The organism is Helicobacter sp. WB40, assembly GCF_027859275.1.
In the GTDB taxonomy this organism is placed as follows: domain Bacteria; phylum Campylobacterota; class Campylobacteria; order Campylobacterales; family Helicobacteraceae; genus Helicobacter_D; species Helicobacter_D ibis.
Window position 1 is genome coordinate 114,578 of sequence record NZ_JAQHXS010000003.1, and the last position, 14,933, is coordinate 129,510.

The 14,933-nt window shown below is 31.5% G+C and carries 15 protein-coding genes and 1 tRNA gene; 11 read left to right on the forward strand and 5 right to left on the reverse strand.

Annotated elements, in window-relative coordinates:
• Position 1: 1 nt before the first annotated feature.
• Positions 2-676 (forward strand): response regulator transcription factor, encoded by a 675-nt coding sequence (locus tag PF022_RS03080; RefSeq protein ID WP_271020469.1) that lies wholly within the window; start codon positions 2-4, stop codon positions 674-676.
• Complete coding sequence (locus tag PF022_RS03085; RefSeq protein ID WP_271020470.1) at positions 676-2,325, forward strand: ATP-binding protein; 1,650 nt, start codon at positions 676-678, stop codon at positions 2,323-2,325. The genes PF022_RS03080 and PF022_RS03085 overlap by 1 nt, the downstream gene beginning before the upstream one ends.
• On the opposite strand, the gene PF022_RS03090 is transcribed toward PF022_RS03085, so the two are convergent.
• From PF022_RS03090 to PF022_RS03105, 4 genes are all read right to left on the reverse strand, one after another.
• Positions 2,322-2,861 carry a YqiA/YcfP family alpha/beta fold hydrolase gene (locus PF022_RS03090; protein WP_271020471.1) on the reverse strand — a complete coding sequence of 180 codons (540 nt, stop codon included), beginning with the start codon at positions 2,859-2,861 and terminating at the stop codon, positions 2,322-2,324. The genes PF022_RS03085 and PF022_RS03090 overlap by 4 nt on opposite strands.
• Positions 2,861-3,355 (reverse strand): thiol peroxidase, encoded by a 495-nt coding sequence (tpx, locus tag PF022_RS03095; RefSeq protein ID WP_271022752.1) that lies wholly within the window; start codon positions 3,353-3,355, stop codon positions 2,861-2,863. Before tpx ends, PF022_RS03090 begins: the two co-directional genes overlap by 1 nt.
• Positions 3,356-3,423: 68 nt before the next feature.
• A complete protein-coding gene (gene tsaD / locus PF022_RS03100) occupies positions 3,424-4,419 on the reverse strand; it encodes a tRNA (adenosine(37)-N6)-threonylcarbamoyltransferase complex transferase subunit TsaD (protein ID WP_271020473.1) in 996 nt (331 codons plus the stop codon).
• Positions 4,419-5,009, reverse strand: a complete 591-nt coding sequence (locus tag PF022_RS03105; RefSeq protein WP_271020474.1) for a hydrogenase-4 component G — start codon at positions 5,007-5,009, stop codon at positions 4,419-4,421. The genes tsaD and PF022_RS03105 overlap by 1 nt, the downstream gene beginning before the upstream one ends.
• Positions 5,010-5,071: 62 nt before the next feature.
• Between PF022_RS03105 and PF022_RS03110 the strand changes: the two genes are divergently transcribed.
• The 4 genes from PF022_RS03110 to PF022_RS03125 all read left to right on the forward strand — a co-directional run bounded on the left by PF022_RS03110 (position 5,072) and on the right by PF022_RS03125 (position 9,936).
• Complete coding sequence (locus tag PF022_RS03110) at positions 5,072-6,142, forward strand: agmatine deiminase family protein (RefSeq protein WP_271020475.1); 1,071 nt, start codon at positions 5,072-5,074, stop codon at positions 6,140-6,142.
• Between the two features lie 63 nt (positions 6,143-6,205).
• A tRNA-Leu gene (locus tag PF022_RS03115) sits at positions 6,206-6,290 on the forward strand.
• Positions 6,291-6,378: 88 nt separating this feature from the next.
• Positions 6,379-8,430 (forward strand): hypothetical protein, encoded by a 2,052-nt coding sequence (locus tag PF022_RS03120; RefSeq protein ID WP_271020476.1) that lies wholly within the window; start codon positions 6,379-6,381, stop codon positions 8,428-8,430.
• A gap of 84 nt (positions 8,431-8,514) precedes the next feature.
• Positions 8,515-9,936, forward strand: coding sequence for a major outer membrane protein (locus PF022_RS03125; protein WP_271022754.1), 1,422 nt, complete (start codon positions 8,515-8,517; stop codon positions 9,934-9,936).
• 25 nt (positions 9,937-9,961) lie between these two features.
• Here PF022_RS03125 and PF022_RS03130 read toward each other — a convergent pair whose 3' ends face one another.
• On the reverse strand, positions 9,962-10,690 hold the full coding sequence (locus tag PF022_RS03130) for a tRNA (5-methylaminomethyl-2-thiouridine)(34)-methyltransferase MnmD (RefSeq protein ID WP_271022755.1): 729 nt from the start codon (positions 10,688-10,690) through the stop codon (positions 9,962-9,964).
• A 95-nt stretch (positions 10,691-10,785) separates the two neighbouring features.
• On the opposite strand from PF022_RS03130, the gene accD reads away from it, so the two are divergent.
• Genes accD through fumC form a run of 5 tightly spaced genes read left to right on the forward strand, consistent with a single transcriptional unit; the run spans position 10,786 to position 14,931 of the window.
• A complete protein-coding gene (gene accD, locus PF022_RS03135; RefSeq protein ID WP_271020479.1) occupies positions 10,786-11,634 on the forward strand; it encodes an acetyl-CoA carboxylase, carboxyltransferase subunit beta in 849 nt (282 codons plus the stop codon).
• Between the two features lie 3 nt (positions 11,635-11,637).
• On the forward strand, positions 11,638-12,105 hold the full coding sequence (locus PF022_RS03140; RefSeq protein WP_271022757.1) for a 23S rRNA (pseudouridine(1915)-N(3))-methyltransferase RlmH: 468 nt from the start codon (positions 11,638-11,640) through the stop codon (positions 12,103-12,105).
• 10 nt (positions 12,106-12,115) lie between these two features.
• Positions 12,116-12,475 carry an RNA polymerase-binding protein DksA gene (dksA, locus tag PF022_RS03145; RefSeq protein WP_271020481.1) on the forward strand — a complete coding sequence of 120 codons (360 nt, stop codon included), beginning with the start codon at positions 12,116-12,118 and terminating at the stop codon, positions 12,473-12,475.
• Positions 12,472-13,488: a hypothetical protein gene (locus PF022_RS03150; RefSeq protein ID WP_271022759.1), complete on the forward strand. Its 1,017-nt coding sequence runs from the start codon at positions 12,472-12,474 to the stop codon at positions 13,486-13,488. Before dksA ends, PF022_RS03150 begins: the two co-directional genes overlap by 4 nt.
• Before the next feature lie 60 nt (positions 13,489-13,548).
• Entirely contained in the window at positions 13,549-14,931 is a 1,383-nt protein-coding gene (fumC, locus tag PF022_RS03155) for a class II fumarate hydratase (RefSeq protein ID WP_271020483.1), read from the forward strand.
• The last annotated feature ends 2 nt before the right edge of the window (positions 14,932-14,933 follow it).

Sequence of the window (14,933 nt, forward strand, 5' to 3'; positions counted from 1 at the left end):
AGTGATTTATATATTAGAAGATGATAAGTCAATTTTAGAGCTTATATTATATGCACTAAAATCTCAAAACATAGAAGCCAAAGGATTTGGCGAACCAAAAGCATTAAAAGAATCTCTAAAAAGCGAAATACCAAATGTGTTAATACTAGATATTATGTTACCAGAACAAAGTGGGTTTAAGATTTTAGAGGATATTAAAAAAAGTGAGAAAACAAAAGATATCCCAGTGCTATTACTTAGTGCTTTAAATAGCGAGTTTGATAAGGTCAAGGGACTTGATTTGGGGGCTGATGATTATATTACAAAGCCTTTTGGAGTAATGGAGCTACTAGCTAGAATTAGGGCTATGCTTAGAAGAAGTGCTAAAAATAAACCAACAAAAGATGATATAGTCTTTAAAAATTTAAGCTACTCTAGTATAAATCATAGCGTAAAGATAGATAACCAAAAAATAGAACTAACACTAAAAGAGTTTGAGATTCTTGGATTATTTTTGCAAAATATGGAGAGGGCATTTAGCAGAGATGAGTTATTAGAGTTATTGTGGGATAATTATAATAGTGAGAGTAGAACGGTTGATATACATATAAAGACACTCCGTCAAAAGCTTGGTTCATTTGGTGAGCATATAAAAACGATTCGTGGTGTTGGCTATAAGTTCTCAAAAGTTCTATAATGCAACAGAAAATTTTTTATTCTATTTTTAGTGCATGTTTTTTATTGTTGCTTATTGTTAATATTTTTTTGATTTTTTCTTTTGAAGCTTTTTTGGAAAGAGAGTTGTTTTTAAAGTTAGAATCCAGTGCTAAACAAGTAAAAGATTCTGCTAATAAATACATAAATGGCGAGTTAAAATATATAAGTCATCATAGATTGACTATTATTAACAATGATGGCGAGGTTTTGTATGATAACTTTGCAGATATATCTAAATTAGACAATCATATATTAAGGCATGAGGTGCAAGAAGCGTTTAAAAATGGGGTTGCTAAGAGCATTAGGTATTCAGATACATTACAAGAAAAAACCCTATATTATGCACTAATGCATGATAATTTAATTATCCGTCTATCAAATACTCATGATTATCTTTTTGGCTCCATAGTAAGATTTATGCCATATTTTATTGTTGAATTTTTTGCATTTTTGTTTCTATCACTCTTACTTGCAAAAGTCCTTACAAGAAAAATTCTAAAGCCAATTATTGAATGCGATATTGATAGTTTGAGCAAGGATAGCTCATATAAAGAATTGCATAGTTTTGTAAAAAAAATAAAATTTCAAAATAAAGTAATAAAGCAAAAGCAAAAAGAAATATTGCTATTAATAGAAAATATGAGCGATGGCATTATATGGCTAAATAGACATGGAAATATCCTAAGCGTCAATAAAAGTGTATCTTTATATTTTAGTGATATAGAATCTACTCTTAGTATATATCAGTTATCTGATTGCACATTTTTAAAAATAGCATTAGAAGCATTAGAGGAATTCAAAAAAAACAAACAACAAGAAAATAAAATTTTGCAATTAAAAATTGCACATTATGAATGTGAAGTAGTCTTATCATCGATTATTTCAAAGAATAAGTTTAAAGGAATGGTGATTGTAATACGCAATATAACAGAAAAAAAGATAGCCCAAAAACTTCAAAGAGAATTTAGTGCAAATGTAACACATGAGCTAAAAACTCCCCTTACTTCGATTCTTGCAAGTAGTGAGATGATAAGAAATAAGTTAGTAGCAAAAGAGGATTTAGATAGTTTTGTAGATAGGATTTATTGTGAATCTAGACGACTTTTGTCCATGATTGATGAAATCCTTAAAATATCATTCTTTGATGAAGGGAAGGAAGATAGATTAAAGAAGATTCGTATAAATTTAAAAAATATAGTTGAGAGAGTGAGTGAGAGATTGAGCTTGATTGCAGAAGGTGCCCTAGTGACAATTAAGCTTGATGTTTGTGATTGCCATATTTTTGGCGTTGAAGATTTAATAGAAGATAGTATTTTCAATATATGTCATAACGCAATAAGATATAACAAACCAAATGGAGAAGTGCTAATTACATTGCATAAAGAAAATGACGCAATAAAACTATCCATAAAAGATACAGGAATAGGGATTCCACAAGATAGTCTACCTAGAATCTTTGAGAGATTCTTCTGTGTTGATAAGGGTAGGAGTAAGAAGCTTGGAGGTAGTGGGCTTGGGCTATCGATAGTTGATACTGCACTAAAATATCACAATGCAACAATAGATGTAAAGAGTGAAGTTGGGATTGGAAGTGAGTTTATAATTACTTTTAAAGAAGTCGAATCTTAGGAGTTTGCAAAGCTTCTAATAATTTCTATTTTTGATTGGAAGTTTTCAAATCTATGGCTTCCACCATCTTCAATTATTGTTTTTGAATCTTTGAATCTCTCTTGTGCTTCTTTGTAGTCTAGGATATTATCGCCCTTTTGTAAGAGTAGTAAATAAAGTTCATAGTTTATGTTATTTGTTTTATAATCCTTTAAGCTCTCTACCAAGTCCAAGCTCCAAAAGAAGTGTTGTTTGTTATATGATATAGGTATTGTGCCAATAGCAGGTAGTAGTGTTTTGTAGGCATTTATTACAGGATTTATTAAGACTGATTTTATTTTGTATTTTTCTGCTAGAAATGTAGCATAATATCCACCTAATGAGCTACCTATAATACATTTTATATTGTTGTTTTTTATTATGTTTTCTGCTAGGTTTATGGCTAATTTTGGGACATATGGCAAGTCTGGCAAAATAGAATTAGGAAGGCTAGAGAAGATTATCCTCCCCTTATAGCACATTCCTATACTTCTAAATCCATGCAGGTATAAAAACATTATTTAATAGCACCAAGAGCAGCTTCGTAATTTGGTTCTGTTGTGATTTCTGATACTATTTCTTTATGCACGATTTCTCCATTTGGATTTACCACAAATACCGCTCTACTTAGCAGTCCTTCTAGTGGAGAACCATCAATAATTACACCATATTTCTCACCAAATTCTTTGCTTCTAAAATCACTTAGTGCAACTACATTGCTAATCCCTTCAGTAGAGCAGAATCTTCCTTGTGCAAATGGTAAGTCAAGAGAGATTACAAATATTTCAGCATTGCTTAGAGATGATGCTTTTTCATTGAATTTTCTTGTTTGTGTAGCACATACCCCAGTATCTAACGAAGGCACTACATTTATTATTTGGTATTTTCCACTAGCACCACCTACTGATTTTAAGCTTAAATCACCAGATACAAGCTCTACTTTAGGTGCTTTTGCTCCAACTTCTATATTTTGTCCTTTTAGATTTACAGAATTTCCTTTAAAAGTAACCATATTTTTTCCTTTTTTAAAAATAGATAAGTTTCAATTTTTAAATAATTTTGCTAAAAGAAAAATTAATTTTAAAAGCTTTGAATCTTTGGAGTTATCTTTATGTCTTTTATATCTACAAAGTCGCCTATAAGATAAGATTCAACTGCCACTCTACCTATCATTGCAGCATTATCAGAACAAAAGCTTAGAGGTGCTAGTAGTAATTGCTTATTATATGAATCTGCTAGGTTTTGAATTTGTTCTCTTAAAGATAGATTCGCACTAGCACCACCTACGATAGCAAAGTGTTGCCATGTATTTGATTGTTTGTTTAATTCAAAAAAGGTTTTGCACTTTTGCACTATGTGAGAAATTGCAACTTTTTGAAATGAGGCACAAATATCGTTAATAAAATTATCATTGATTGTATTTTTTTCTATTTCTAATCTTACGGCATTTTTTAGCCCAGAGAAGCTAAATGCTAGATTATTTTTGTTATTTAATGGTTGTGGGAGGCTGATATTTGCATTGCCCATTTTAGCTCTTAATTCAACTATCGGTCCTCCAGGATATCCTAAAGATAGCATTTTAGCAACTTTGTCAAAACTTTCCCCAAAGCTATCATCAATGCTTTGTGCAATTATTTTTGTTTCATTTAGTCCTTTTGATTCTAGTAGCATGGTATGTCCGCCAGATACAAGCAAGATTCCAAGTGGAAAGATTGAATCTTTTTCTAAAAATAAAGAGTATATATGTCCTTTTAGGTGATTTACTGATATTAGTGGCAAATTTAGTGCATAAGCTAGGCTTTGAGCCATAACCACACCTTCAAGTAAAGTTACGCTAAGACCGGGTTCTGTCGTTACTGCTATTGCCTTTAATTGATTTAAAAATTCTTTGCATTCTTTTAGAATCTGTGGAAGTAATTTTGCGTGTAATCTACTTGCTAGTTCAGGGACTACACCGCCATAGTCTTTATGTGAAGATTCTTGGGATATTTTTTTGTGGAATATTAGCTTTTTGTCTTTTATGCGTGTGATAGCTATCGAGCTATCATCACAACTACTCTCTATGCTTAGAATCATTACGCATTTTGCTCTAGGACATTAGCACCTAGTGAAGAGATTTTTTGGTCTATTTTTTCTAATGCTTTTTGTATCGTCTCTTTGCTTATATCAGGTAGCTCTCCTCCCCATGCCTTCTCTGCCATTTCATAGCCTTTTAGTATGCCTTCTCTGCCTTGTTTTAGCTTTTCTATATCATCTCCAGCACCTGCTAGGACAAAGTCAGCAATCCTATTTGATGTGTTTTTCACACCAAAGAATCCATCTTCGCTTATTAGCTCTTGTGCTTCTTTTTGTGTTAATTGATTAATAGGTTTTCCATTATAACCTATATCGCTTAGTCCAACACCATTTAAAATATCATCTAAAGTTGGCATTGGTTTGCCACTTGCTGTGTTTCCGATTCCACTTTGGATTCCGAAATTTATAGTAATTTGAGTGATGGAGATTTCAAATTGCATAGTATAGCCATTCATTATTGACTTTGCGTCTAAGTTGGAGGCCACCTCTTTTATTTTGTCTGTATTATTGCTATTGAAACTATTTGCTGTGTTAAAGTCTTTTGTATTTGCATTAAAAGTGTTGTTGTTATTTAATGATGTAATTGCCATAACTTCCTCCGTTAATAAATTTATTATAATAATATCGACAATTTTTTAAAAAAGAGTAACTAATGAAAAGATTTTATGCTGAATGGGAATATCAAGATTGTATTTTATTTAGCTTCCCTCATGAAGATTCTGATTGGAGTGCCTATTTAGATGAGGTAAGAGATGTGTATTGCAAGATTATTTACGAGGTTTTGTGTTGTGAGAGTTGTATTTTAATTGTAAAAAATAAAGATGAATCTAGGGAGTATATTAATAATTACTTTGAGATTCATAAGTTAAAAACTGATGTGTTAGATAGATTATATTTAATTGAGATTCCTAGTAATGATACTTGGACTAGAGATTTTGGGGGGATTACAATTTGCAAAGATGATAAAAATATAGTTCTAGATTATGGATTTAATGGTTGGGGGTTAAAATTCCCAGCAAATTATGACAATAACATAACAAGCAAATTAAGCAAATTTGGAATCTTTAACCACAAAATAAAAACCAAAAAGATAATTTTAGAAGGTGGAAGTATAGAGAGCAATGGAGATGGTATAGTTCTTACTAATACACAATGTCTATTAGAGAAAAATAGAAATCCAAGTTATAGCAAAAAGAAGTTAGCAAAGATTCTAAAAAAAGATTTTGGTTTAAAGGATATAATTTGGCTAAATAGTGGATATTTAGCCGGTGATGATACTGATAGCCATATAGATACTCTAGCTAGGTTTATAAATAAAAATACCATAGCATATATTTCATGTGACAATAAAGATGACGAGCATTATGGATCTCTAAAAGCTATGGAAGAGGAATTGTTGTGTATAAAAAAAGATTCCTCATACAAGATTAACTTAATAAAACTTCCTTTTACTTCTGCAAAATATTATAACAATCATAGGTTGCCCGCTACTTATGCGAATTTTTTATTCATAAATGGTGCTCTCTTGTTGCCTATATATAATGATAAAAATGATGAAAACGCCATAAGTATAATGCAAAATGCTCTGCCAAATCACAAGATAATACCAATTGATTGCTCTATTTTGATACGGCAACATGGGAGTTTACACTGCATAAGTATGCAATTTCCAAAAAATACAATAAATTTTAAAAATCTAAAAGAATTTGTTTTTGATTCGTAAAATAATTTTATATTAAGAATTATGAAGTAAAATAACGACTTTATTTTACTTCTGTAACTAAAAGCGGAAATGGCGAAACTGGCAGACGCACCAGACTTAGGATCTGGCGCCGTAAGGCATGGAGGTTCAAGTCCTCTTTTCCGCACCATTCTTTCTTAATTTTAATTGCTTTGCATTTTATGGATAATTTTAAGTCTTATGATATAATGAGCTATCTTTGTATTTTAAGGATAGTTATGGAGCAATCAACAATCAATCTTTTAAGCAGGTATATGCCTATCTTAAAGAGATATCAATCACAATTTTCTTCTTTGAACACCTTACTTGGAAAGACCACTTTGACTGGAAAAATAAGTTCTTTAGATATTGCTGAAAATTTGTTTGATTATATGGAAGAAACACAAGAGAAGTTTGAGAATCTACAAGAAAAGCTGATAAATACTATAATGAATCAAAGTTTTTTAAATAGATATGAAGAAGCACAAACTTCAATGCAAATTGCAAATGATGTACTACGGGATTATTTTCAAAAATCTTTAGAAGATGTATCTGTATTTATTAGTAGTAGGCGTGTTTTTGAGATTTCTTCACGCATAGTGCCAAATGAGTTTGAGACTGCCACAGAACTAATATCATGCATGGAGAACTTCATGTCATCGGCTAGTGGATATAAAGATATACTTTTGTATAGCAACGATGGTAGATTGATACAATCCTTAAAATACAACGCAACACCAAAAACTAGTTGTGTTGATGTTATTAATACAGATTCAATAGAAAGTTATGAGTGCTTTTACAAAAGGGTAGATTTTTACAAACAAGATGGAAGTAATGAATTTTACTTTGTGGCGCCAATACGAATTGCAAGAGAACAAAGTCCACTAGTTGTTATTGTGTTTGTCTTGAATTTAGAAGCAAGATTTAAGGAATTATCAGAGCAGTTTCCTTATCACTTTGCACATTCTAGGCTTTTAGTGGTAGATTCTAAAAATTCTATATTATTATCTGATTCTACAAAGTCATTTTCTGTTGGTCATTCTATTAATTTTATTGTAAATAAAGACTACTCCTTTGCAGAGTATAAATCTAAAGTATATATGGTAGCAAGCAAGAATATAGATAGCAAAATAGACTTTGTATCTCATTGGAGTGTGTGCAGGATAGTGCCTTTGCAGTCTGTATTTGATATAAAAAAAGAAGAAAAGAATGAAATAGAATCTTATTTGCTTGATTTGGAGACTTCGCTACTTATTACAGAAGAGCTAGATGAAGTCATAGTTGACAGCGAAAATATAAATGAAGAGCTTGGCGATGTTGTAATAAACGGTGAAATAATCGCATCAAAAAGACATTCTTACGCACTTAATCCTATTTTGAATAATATAAGAATCCTAAGCGAAGAGATGAATGGACTTTGTTTGGAACTTGCTACTTCTATACAAAAGAGTAATTATGAAACTCTATTTAATATAGTTAGATATTATTCTAAGTATTCTATTGTCTCTGTTAATGAATTGCTTGCAGAGAGTTTGTTGTCTACTATGTGGATTACAAATGCAATAGAATTTAGAAACTCTCTAGTAGAGAAGCATGAGACGAATGAAATACAGGCAAATACTATTAATGAACTAGAATCACTATTAGCAAGACTTAAGGATAGTTATAGTTTGTATCATGATGTGTTGCTGTTTGATAAGAATGGTGAGGTGATTGGTAATTCCAATAATGATTCAAGCCATGTCGGAGAAAAGGTAGCCTTAGATAGTCTAAGACATCATTCTGGTTCTTTTGTGGTTTCTAATTTTGAATCTACAAGTTTGTATGGAAATAAAAATACAATTATTATTTATTGCATGATACAAGATAAGCAGGCACTGCTAGGTGGTGTTGCATATGTATTTAATTCTGAATTGCTGCAAGATATGTTATGCAGTATCTTCCATAAAGAATCTCAAATATTCTCTAGCAAAAGTGAAGTATTTAGTGTAGTATTTGATAATACAAAGACTATAATAGCTTCTACGAATAGTGATTTTAGCTTTGAGGTTTATGGTTTAGAAGATATAGATTTGAAAAATTTTAAGAATTTTAGAAAATTTATTCAAGTGGGTAATAAACATTATCTAATTTGTGGAGAAACAAGCAACGAAAATGAAGTATATACCGAGCATACTAAGAAAAAATTATTTTCTTTAGTTTTTGTTGCTGTAAAAGAGGATAAAGTTGATATTATGGAGGTTGAAAACAGGGAAAATATTGTAGGTTTAGTTGATGTTCAAAATAATTAGAAATTTGTTTAACTTCTATTGCTTTTTAGGTAGAAAGTTAATATAATGTTTGGATAATCTTTTAGATTAAATTAAGGAGTTAAAATGAAACTTTTAAAGTTAAGTTTAGTTGCTAGCCTAGCACTAGGTGCTTTATCTACTGCTAGTTTTGCACAACCTTTAGAAGAGGCTATCAAGGGCGTTGATGTAAGTGGTTATCTAAGATATAGATATAATGATGACAGATATGATAATCAAAAAAATGTAGAAGGTGTTAAAGGTGGCAATGCTACACATAGATGGAAGGCTGTAGCTGATTTTAAAACGCCTGTTGTGGATAATGTTGCTTTTAATTTGGGTATTTTATACAACAACGAATCGCAAAATGTAAATCATGGTAAGGGTATATCTGGTGCTCCTGATACCAATGGTAATGCTACTACCATTCCATATTTAGGAAGTGGACTTGGTGCTGGTAAAGATAGTGAGTTTGGTGTTAGAAACTTCTATGCTGTTATCACTCCTGATTCAACTGCTACTACAATTATAGCTGGTAAACAAGTGCTAAATACTCCTGTGACAAATACTAGAGATGATGACAGGGGAACTGGTATCATGGTTTTAAATAGTGATATCCCCAATCTAACTTTAGGTGCTGCAGTGTTTGATTCTTGGAGTATCAATGATGTTCATAATGGTGCTGCTGGAAATGAGACTTCAGTAGATAAAATGCTATATGCTCTAGCAGCTATTTATAATAATGATACTGCATTTGGTAACATAGGAGCTCAAGTTTGGGGATTCCACATTGATGATACTGTTGATAGCTTAATTTTCAGCGAATTATCATGGAAAGGTAGCCTATTTAACGCAAAGCTTCAATATGCATTTTCTCAGCTAGCTGATGATGATAAGAGTGTATTTGGTGGTTTATATGGATTTGTTCAAAATGAAGCTGGTGTCAATGTGCCTAATATAGCATCTGATAACGATGTATTAATTGCTGAGGTTGGTGCTGATTTAAGAGCTGACTATTCATTACCGTTTGATGCAAAATTAGGTTATATAACAAACTTCCAAGATGGAACTGCGGTATCTTTAGAAGATGAAGGTGCTTATGTAAGTGTTGGTAAAATATGGTATCAAAATGCTGCAACTGGCTTTAGTTTTAGTGCATTACCGGCTTCAGGTATGAAACAATATGGATACAATAAAACAGCTGATGTAGATATTTTCTATGGTGCTTTAAACTTTGGTTTTTTAGAGGATAGATTCAAAATTGGTTTAGAAGGTGTATTTGGCGAGAACAAAATTGATACACCAGTACTTAATGCTTCAAATGTAGAAAACACAATTAAGTTTAGAGAGATTACTCCTACATTTAGATGGAAACATAGCAAGAATCTAACATTCTCTGGTTATTATGCTATGCTAACTACCGAAGTAGATACAAAGGATGTAAATGGCAACAATAACCCAGATGAAGATAGAAATAGATTAAGACTAGAGGCTAGATACAACTTCTAATCTTTCTTAGAATCCCTTGTGGATTCTAATCATATATTCCAATTAAGCTTTTATTTACTCTTATTTTATTATTTATATCAATTTCTTTAGTATTATCTACATTAAGTGTATTTTTTAACATAATTACCGAATCTTTTATTGTGTCATGTTTAAGCTTGTAGCTTTTAAAACCAGCTAAAAAGGCACTATATAGCATGGAGGAATTTAGAGAATATGTTGTAATTATTGAATCTTTTTTGGTGATTTTATATAGGTCCTTAAAGTATTCATAACTCCAAAGTTTTTTATTTTTTATTGGGCTAAATGCGTCTTGAAAAACTATGTCAAATTTTAAATTATTTTGGACAAAGCGTCTTATGGTATCTCTTGCATCTCCTATGTGAAGAAATACATTTGTTTTTTTATCTTTATAGAAGTGAGTTTTGCATAGGGACTTTAGGATATTTAGGTCAAATGCTTTTGGATATTTGTATGTATATAAATTATCTATTAGGTTTATCTCTGGCGAGTGTATTTCTATTGTTCCTTGATATAGATTTTCTTGTGCATGGTTTAGAAAGCATAGGGTATTGTATCCAAGCCCAAAGCATATATCTAAAATTTTTATATGTTGTTTGTTTTTTATGTGATTAAACGCTGGAATCACATGCTTATACAATGTTTCATTATATGCTCCATCATTGGTTGAGTGGTAGCATTCTTGGAATGTTTCATTAAAAATAGTAAAACTTGAATCTCTAGTTATAATTTCCATGTTGCTTTTATGTTTTAGTGTAATTTAACTCGTAATTCTATAAAATCATATATGCTATTTGCAAGTTATTGAAATTTGCAGTTTTAAGGAATAAAATGGGATTTGCCGACTTTTTTAAAAACTTCAAAAAAGATTCTAGAGCTACACCACAAGAAGCACCAAGTCATTGGGTTAAATGCCCTAGTTGCAGTGCTTTGATGTATTACAAAGAAATAATTGCTCAAATTTATACATGTCCAAAATGTAACTTCCATATGAAAATTAGTTTAGAAGATAGAATCTCTCTTTTGTGTGATGAAGGGACTTTTGTAGAGTATGACAAGGATCTAGCTCCTACAGATCCGCTAGGATTTGTGGATAAAAAGAGTTATAAAAAAAGAATAGAAGAATATGCCAAAAAATCAGGCAGACCTAGTTCTGTGGTTAGTGGTGAGTGCAACATAAATGGTGTTGGAGCACAAATTGTTATATTTAACTTTAATTTTATGGGAGGTTCTTTAGCGTCAGTAGAAGGGGAAAAAATTGTTAGAGCCATAAATAGGGCTGTTACTAAAAGACAGGGATTAGTTATATTTAGCACAAGTGGTGGAGCTAGAATGCAGGAATCTACATATTCTTTAATGCAAATGGCAAAAACATCAGCTGCGTTAAATATTTTACATGAGGAGAGATTGCCTTTTATATCTGTTCTTGGGGATCCTACTCTTGGTGGAGTTAGTGCTTCTTTTGCGTTTTTGGGTGATGTTATTATTGCAGAACCGGGAGCTATGATAGGATTTGCAGGTGCTAGAGTTATCAAGCAAACTATTGGTGCTGATTTACCGGATGGATTCCAAACTGCTGAATTTTTGCTTGAACATGGTCTTATAGATATGATAGTGCAAAGAAAGGATATGAAAAATACTATTTCAAAGTTATTGCAATATTTCAAAGTTGAAGTGTAGTTAGTGGTTAGAGTTTGCGTTTATTATATTGCTAAAAATACAAAAGATTTAAGTGATACTTTGTGCGAAGAACAGATTGGGTTGGTTAATTATTTTGGTGTTAAGTTAGGGTTTGTAAATTTAATGTCAAAGGGCATAAAAGAAGCTCAAAGGCAGAATCAAAGCGAATCGCAGGAGATTTACACTAAGGAATTTTTAAAAGTTTTCAGAGAAAAAGACTATAAAATATCACTCTCTCCAAATGGAAAAAAAGTAGATTCAATTAAATTTGCAAATTACCTAAAAGACAAGTCTGATATTTCATTTTTTATAGGTGGTGCTTATGGATTGAGCCATGACTTTATACAAAAATGTGATGAAAACTTATCTTTATCAGATTTAACATTTAGTCATAAAATAGCAAAAATAATACTTAGTGAGCAGATATATAGGGGATTTTGTATTTTGAATAATCACCCATATCATAAATAAAGGATGAGGAATGCGTAAGAGGGAGTTGGATAACTTCAAGAAACTTTTGATGAACAATAGACAAATGATATTGGAAAACAATAAACAACACAAGCTAGATATGGAGTATGCAAACACACAAAAAGGAGATGAAGCAGATTGTGTGGCAATGAGCATTGCACATGTGCTTGATAGTTCTATTTTTGAAAAGCACAAAAAAGAATTAGAACTTATAGATAGAGCATTGGATAAGATAGATGATGGTGATTATGGGATTTGTGAAATGTGCGATGAACCAATATCGCTTCAGAGATTAAAAGCAAAACCACATGCAAAATATTGTATAGTGTGTAGAGAGATTATCGAAAAGAAAGAAAAGGATATGCAGTGAAATTTAAATATTATTTTGGTGCTTCGTTATTTTTCATTATTATTCTTGGGCTTTATGTATATAGTCTAAGTGGATATAGTTATAGCTATAATGTGCCGTTTATGGATAGTGTCATAACTCTTCCTATTGCAGTTTGGTTTGTGATACCTATTTTTTTGTTTTTCATTGTTGTTGTCTTTTTAGAGATAGGTGGTAGCTTTAGGCTATGGCAAAAGAGACAAGCATATAAAAATGATTATAAATTATTATTAACTCAAATTGAATCTCAAATTTTAAACAAAGAATTTCCGTTAAAGCAACCAAAAATGAACCGCTATAAAGCACTATCTATAATTTTGCATAATTTAACATTTGATATAAAAGATGGTGTTCCATTAAAGAGTGGTGATGAGAGACTAGATGAGCTAATAGCTTTACTTGGTGATGTGAAGCGTGGTGAGTATGTGAATCTAAAAAAATTTAATCCAAATAATGATTCTTCGTTTATTAGACAAAATACATTAAATGAGATTCATATTGATAACAAGTTTGCAATTGAGGTTTTAAAAAAATCAATATATAAAGATGAAATAAAGCTTGAGGCATTCAAAAAACTTCTAGAGACAGAGCCAAATGACGCAAAGAGATTTTTAAATGAAGTTAAGTTTGATAAAAATACAGCTGATTTTGTAATGGAGCTGTGCAAAGCAGGTAAAATTGATCTATCTAATGAAGAGATTGCCAAGATCTGTATGAGTGTAGGTTATAGTAAAGATAACTATGTATCATTGGCACATAAATTAAAAGAAAGATATGAACCACCAGTTTGGGTTGGTATATTTGAATCTTTATCGTCAAAAGATGAAAATGCAGAGTTATCTTATATGTATGTGTTATTAGAGTTAGAAATGATTGATGAGGCAAAAGAAAGATTAAACACACATGCGCAAAACGAGTTTATAAATCTAAGAGCTTATATGGATCTAAAAACTCTTGGCAAAAAATATCCACTTGAGTTATTCTTGAAACTATAAGCAAACTTTATAGTTTTTTTGGTTTAAATATGCCTTATAAACTTTATTAAGGAGTAGGGTATGGAGTATAGAATTGAACATGACACTATGGGAGAGATTAAAGTTCCAAACGATAAATATTGGGGGGCACAGACAGAGAGAAGCTTTGAAAACTTCAAAATAGGCGTTGAAAAAATGCCTAAAGCTTTAATATATGCTTTTGCAAATCTAAAAAGATCATTAGCAGTTGTAAATAATAGTCTTGGAAAATTACCTGATGATAAAAAAGAAGCTATAGTTAAGGCTTGTGATGAAATAATCGCTGGTAAATTTGATGATAATTTCCCTCTTGCAATATGGCAGACAGGTTCAGGGACGCAAAGTAATATGAATCTAAATGAAGTAATTGCAAATCGTGCTACAGAGATTATGGGCGGTGATTTTAGAAAAGAAAAGTTAGTTCATCCAAATGATCATGTAAATATGAGTCAAAGCTCAAATGATACATTCCCAACAGCTATGAGTATAGTATCTGTTGAGCAGGTAGAAAAGAAACTTATACCTGCCATTGATGAGCTAATTGCGACATTCAAAAAGAAAGTAGAAGAATTTAAAAACATAATTAAAATTGGTAGAACTCACTTGCAAGATGCTACACCACTTACTTTGGGGCAAGAATTTAGTGGTTACTTATCTATGCTTGAGCATTCAAAAGTACAGATTTTAGCTACTTTACCAACTTTAAGAGAGTTAGCAATAGGTGGAACTGCAGTTGGAACTGGGCTCAATGCACACCCGCAGTTAAGCGAGAAAGTAAGTGAGGAGCTAACTAGACTTTTGGGTATAAACTTTGTATCAAGCCCAAATAAATTTCACGCACTAACAAGTCATGATGCTATCACAACAACCCATGGTGCTATGAAAGCATTAGCAGCAAATTTAATGAAAATAGCAAATGATATTAGGTGGTTATCAAGTGGTCCTAGATGTGGATTAGGAGAGATAAGAATTCCAGAAAATGAGCCAGGAAGTTCAATTATGCCAGGTAAGGTTAATCCTACACAATGTGAAGCTATTACTATGGTAGCAGTGCAAGTTATGGGGAATGATGCTGCCATTGGATTTGCAGCTAGTCAGGGTAATTTTGAGCTAAATGTATTTAAGCCAGTTATTATTTATAATTTCTTGCAAAGCTTAGATTTATTGGCAGATTCAATGCATTCTTTTAATATCCATTGTGCAGTGGGTATTGAGCCAAACTTAGAAAAAATAGACCATAATCTTCATAACTCATTAATGCTTGTTACAGCATTGAATCCTCATATAGGATATGAAAATGCAGCTAAAGTAGCAAAAAATGCACATAAAAAAGGAATCTCACTTAAAGAAAGTGCAAAAGAATTGGGGCTAATAAGCGAAGAAGATTTTAATAAATATGTAGATCCTAGTAAAATGATAGGTTAGTG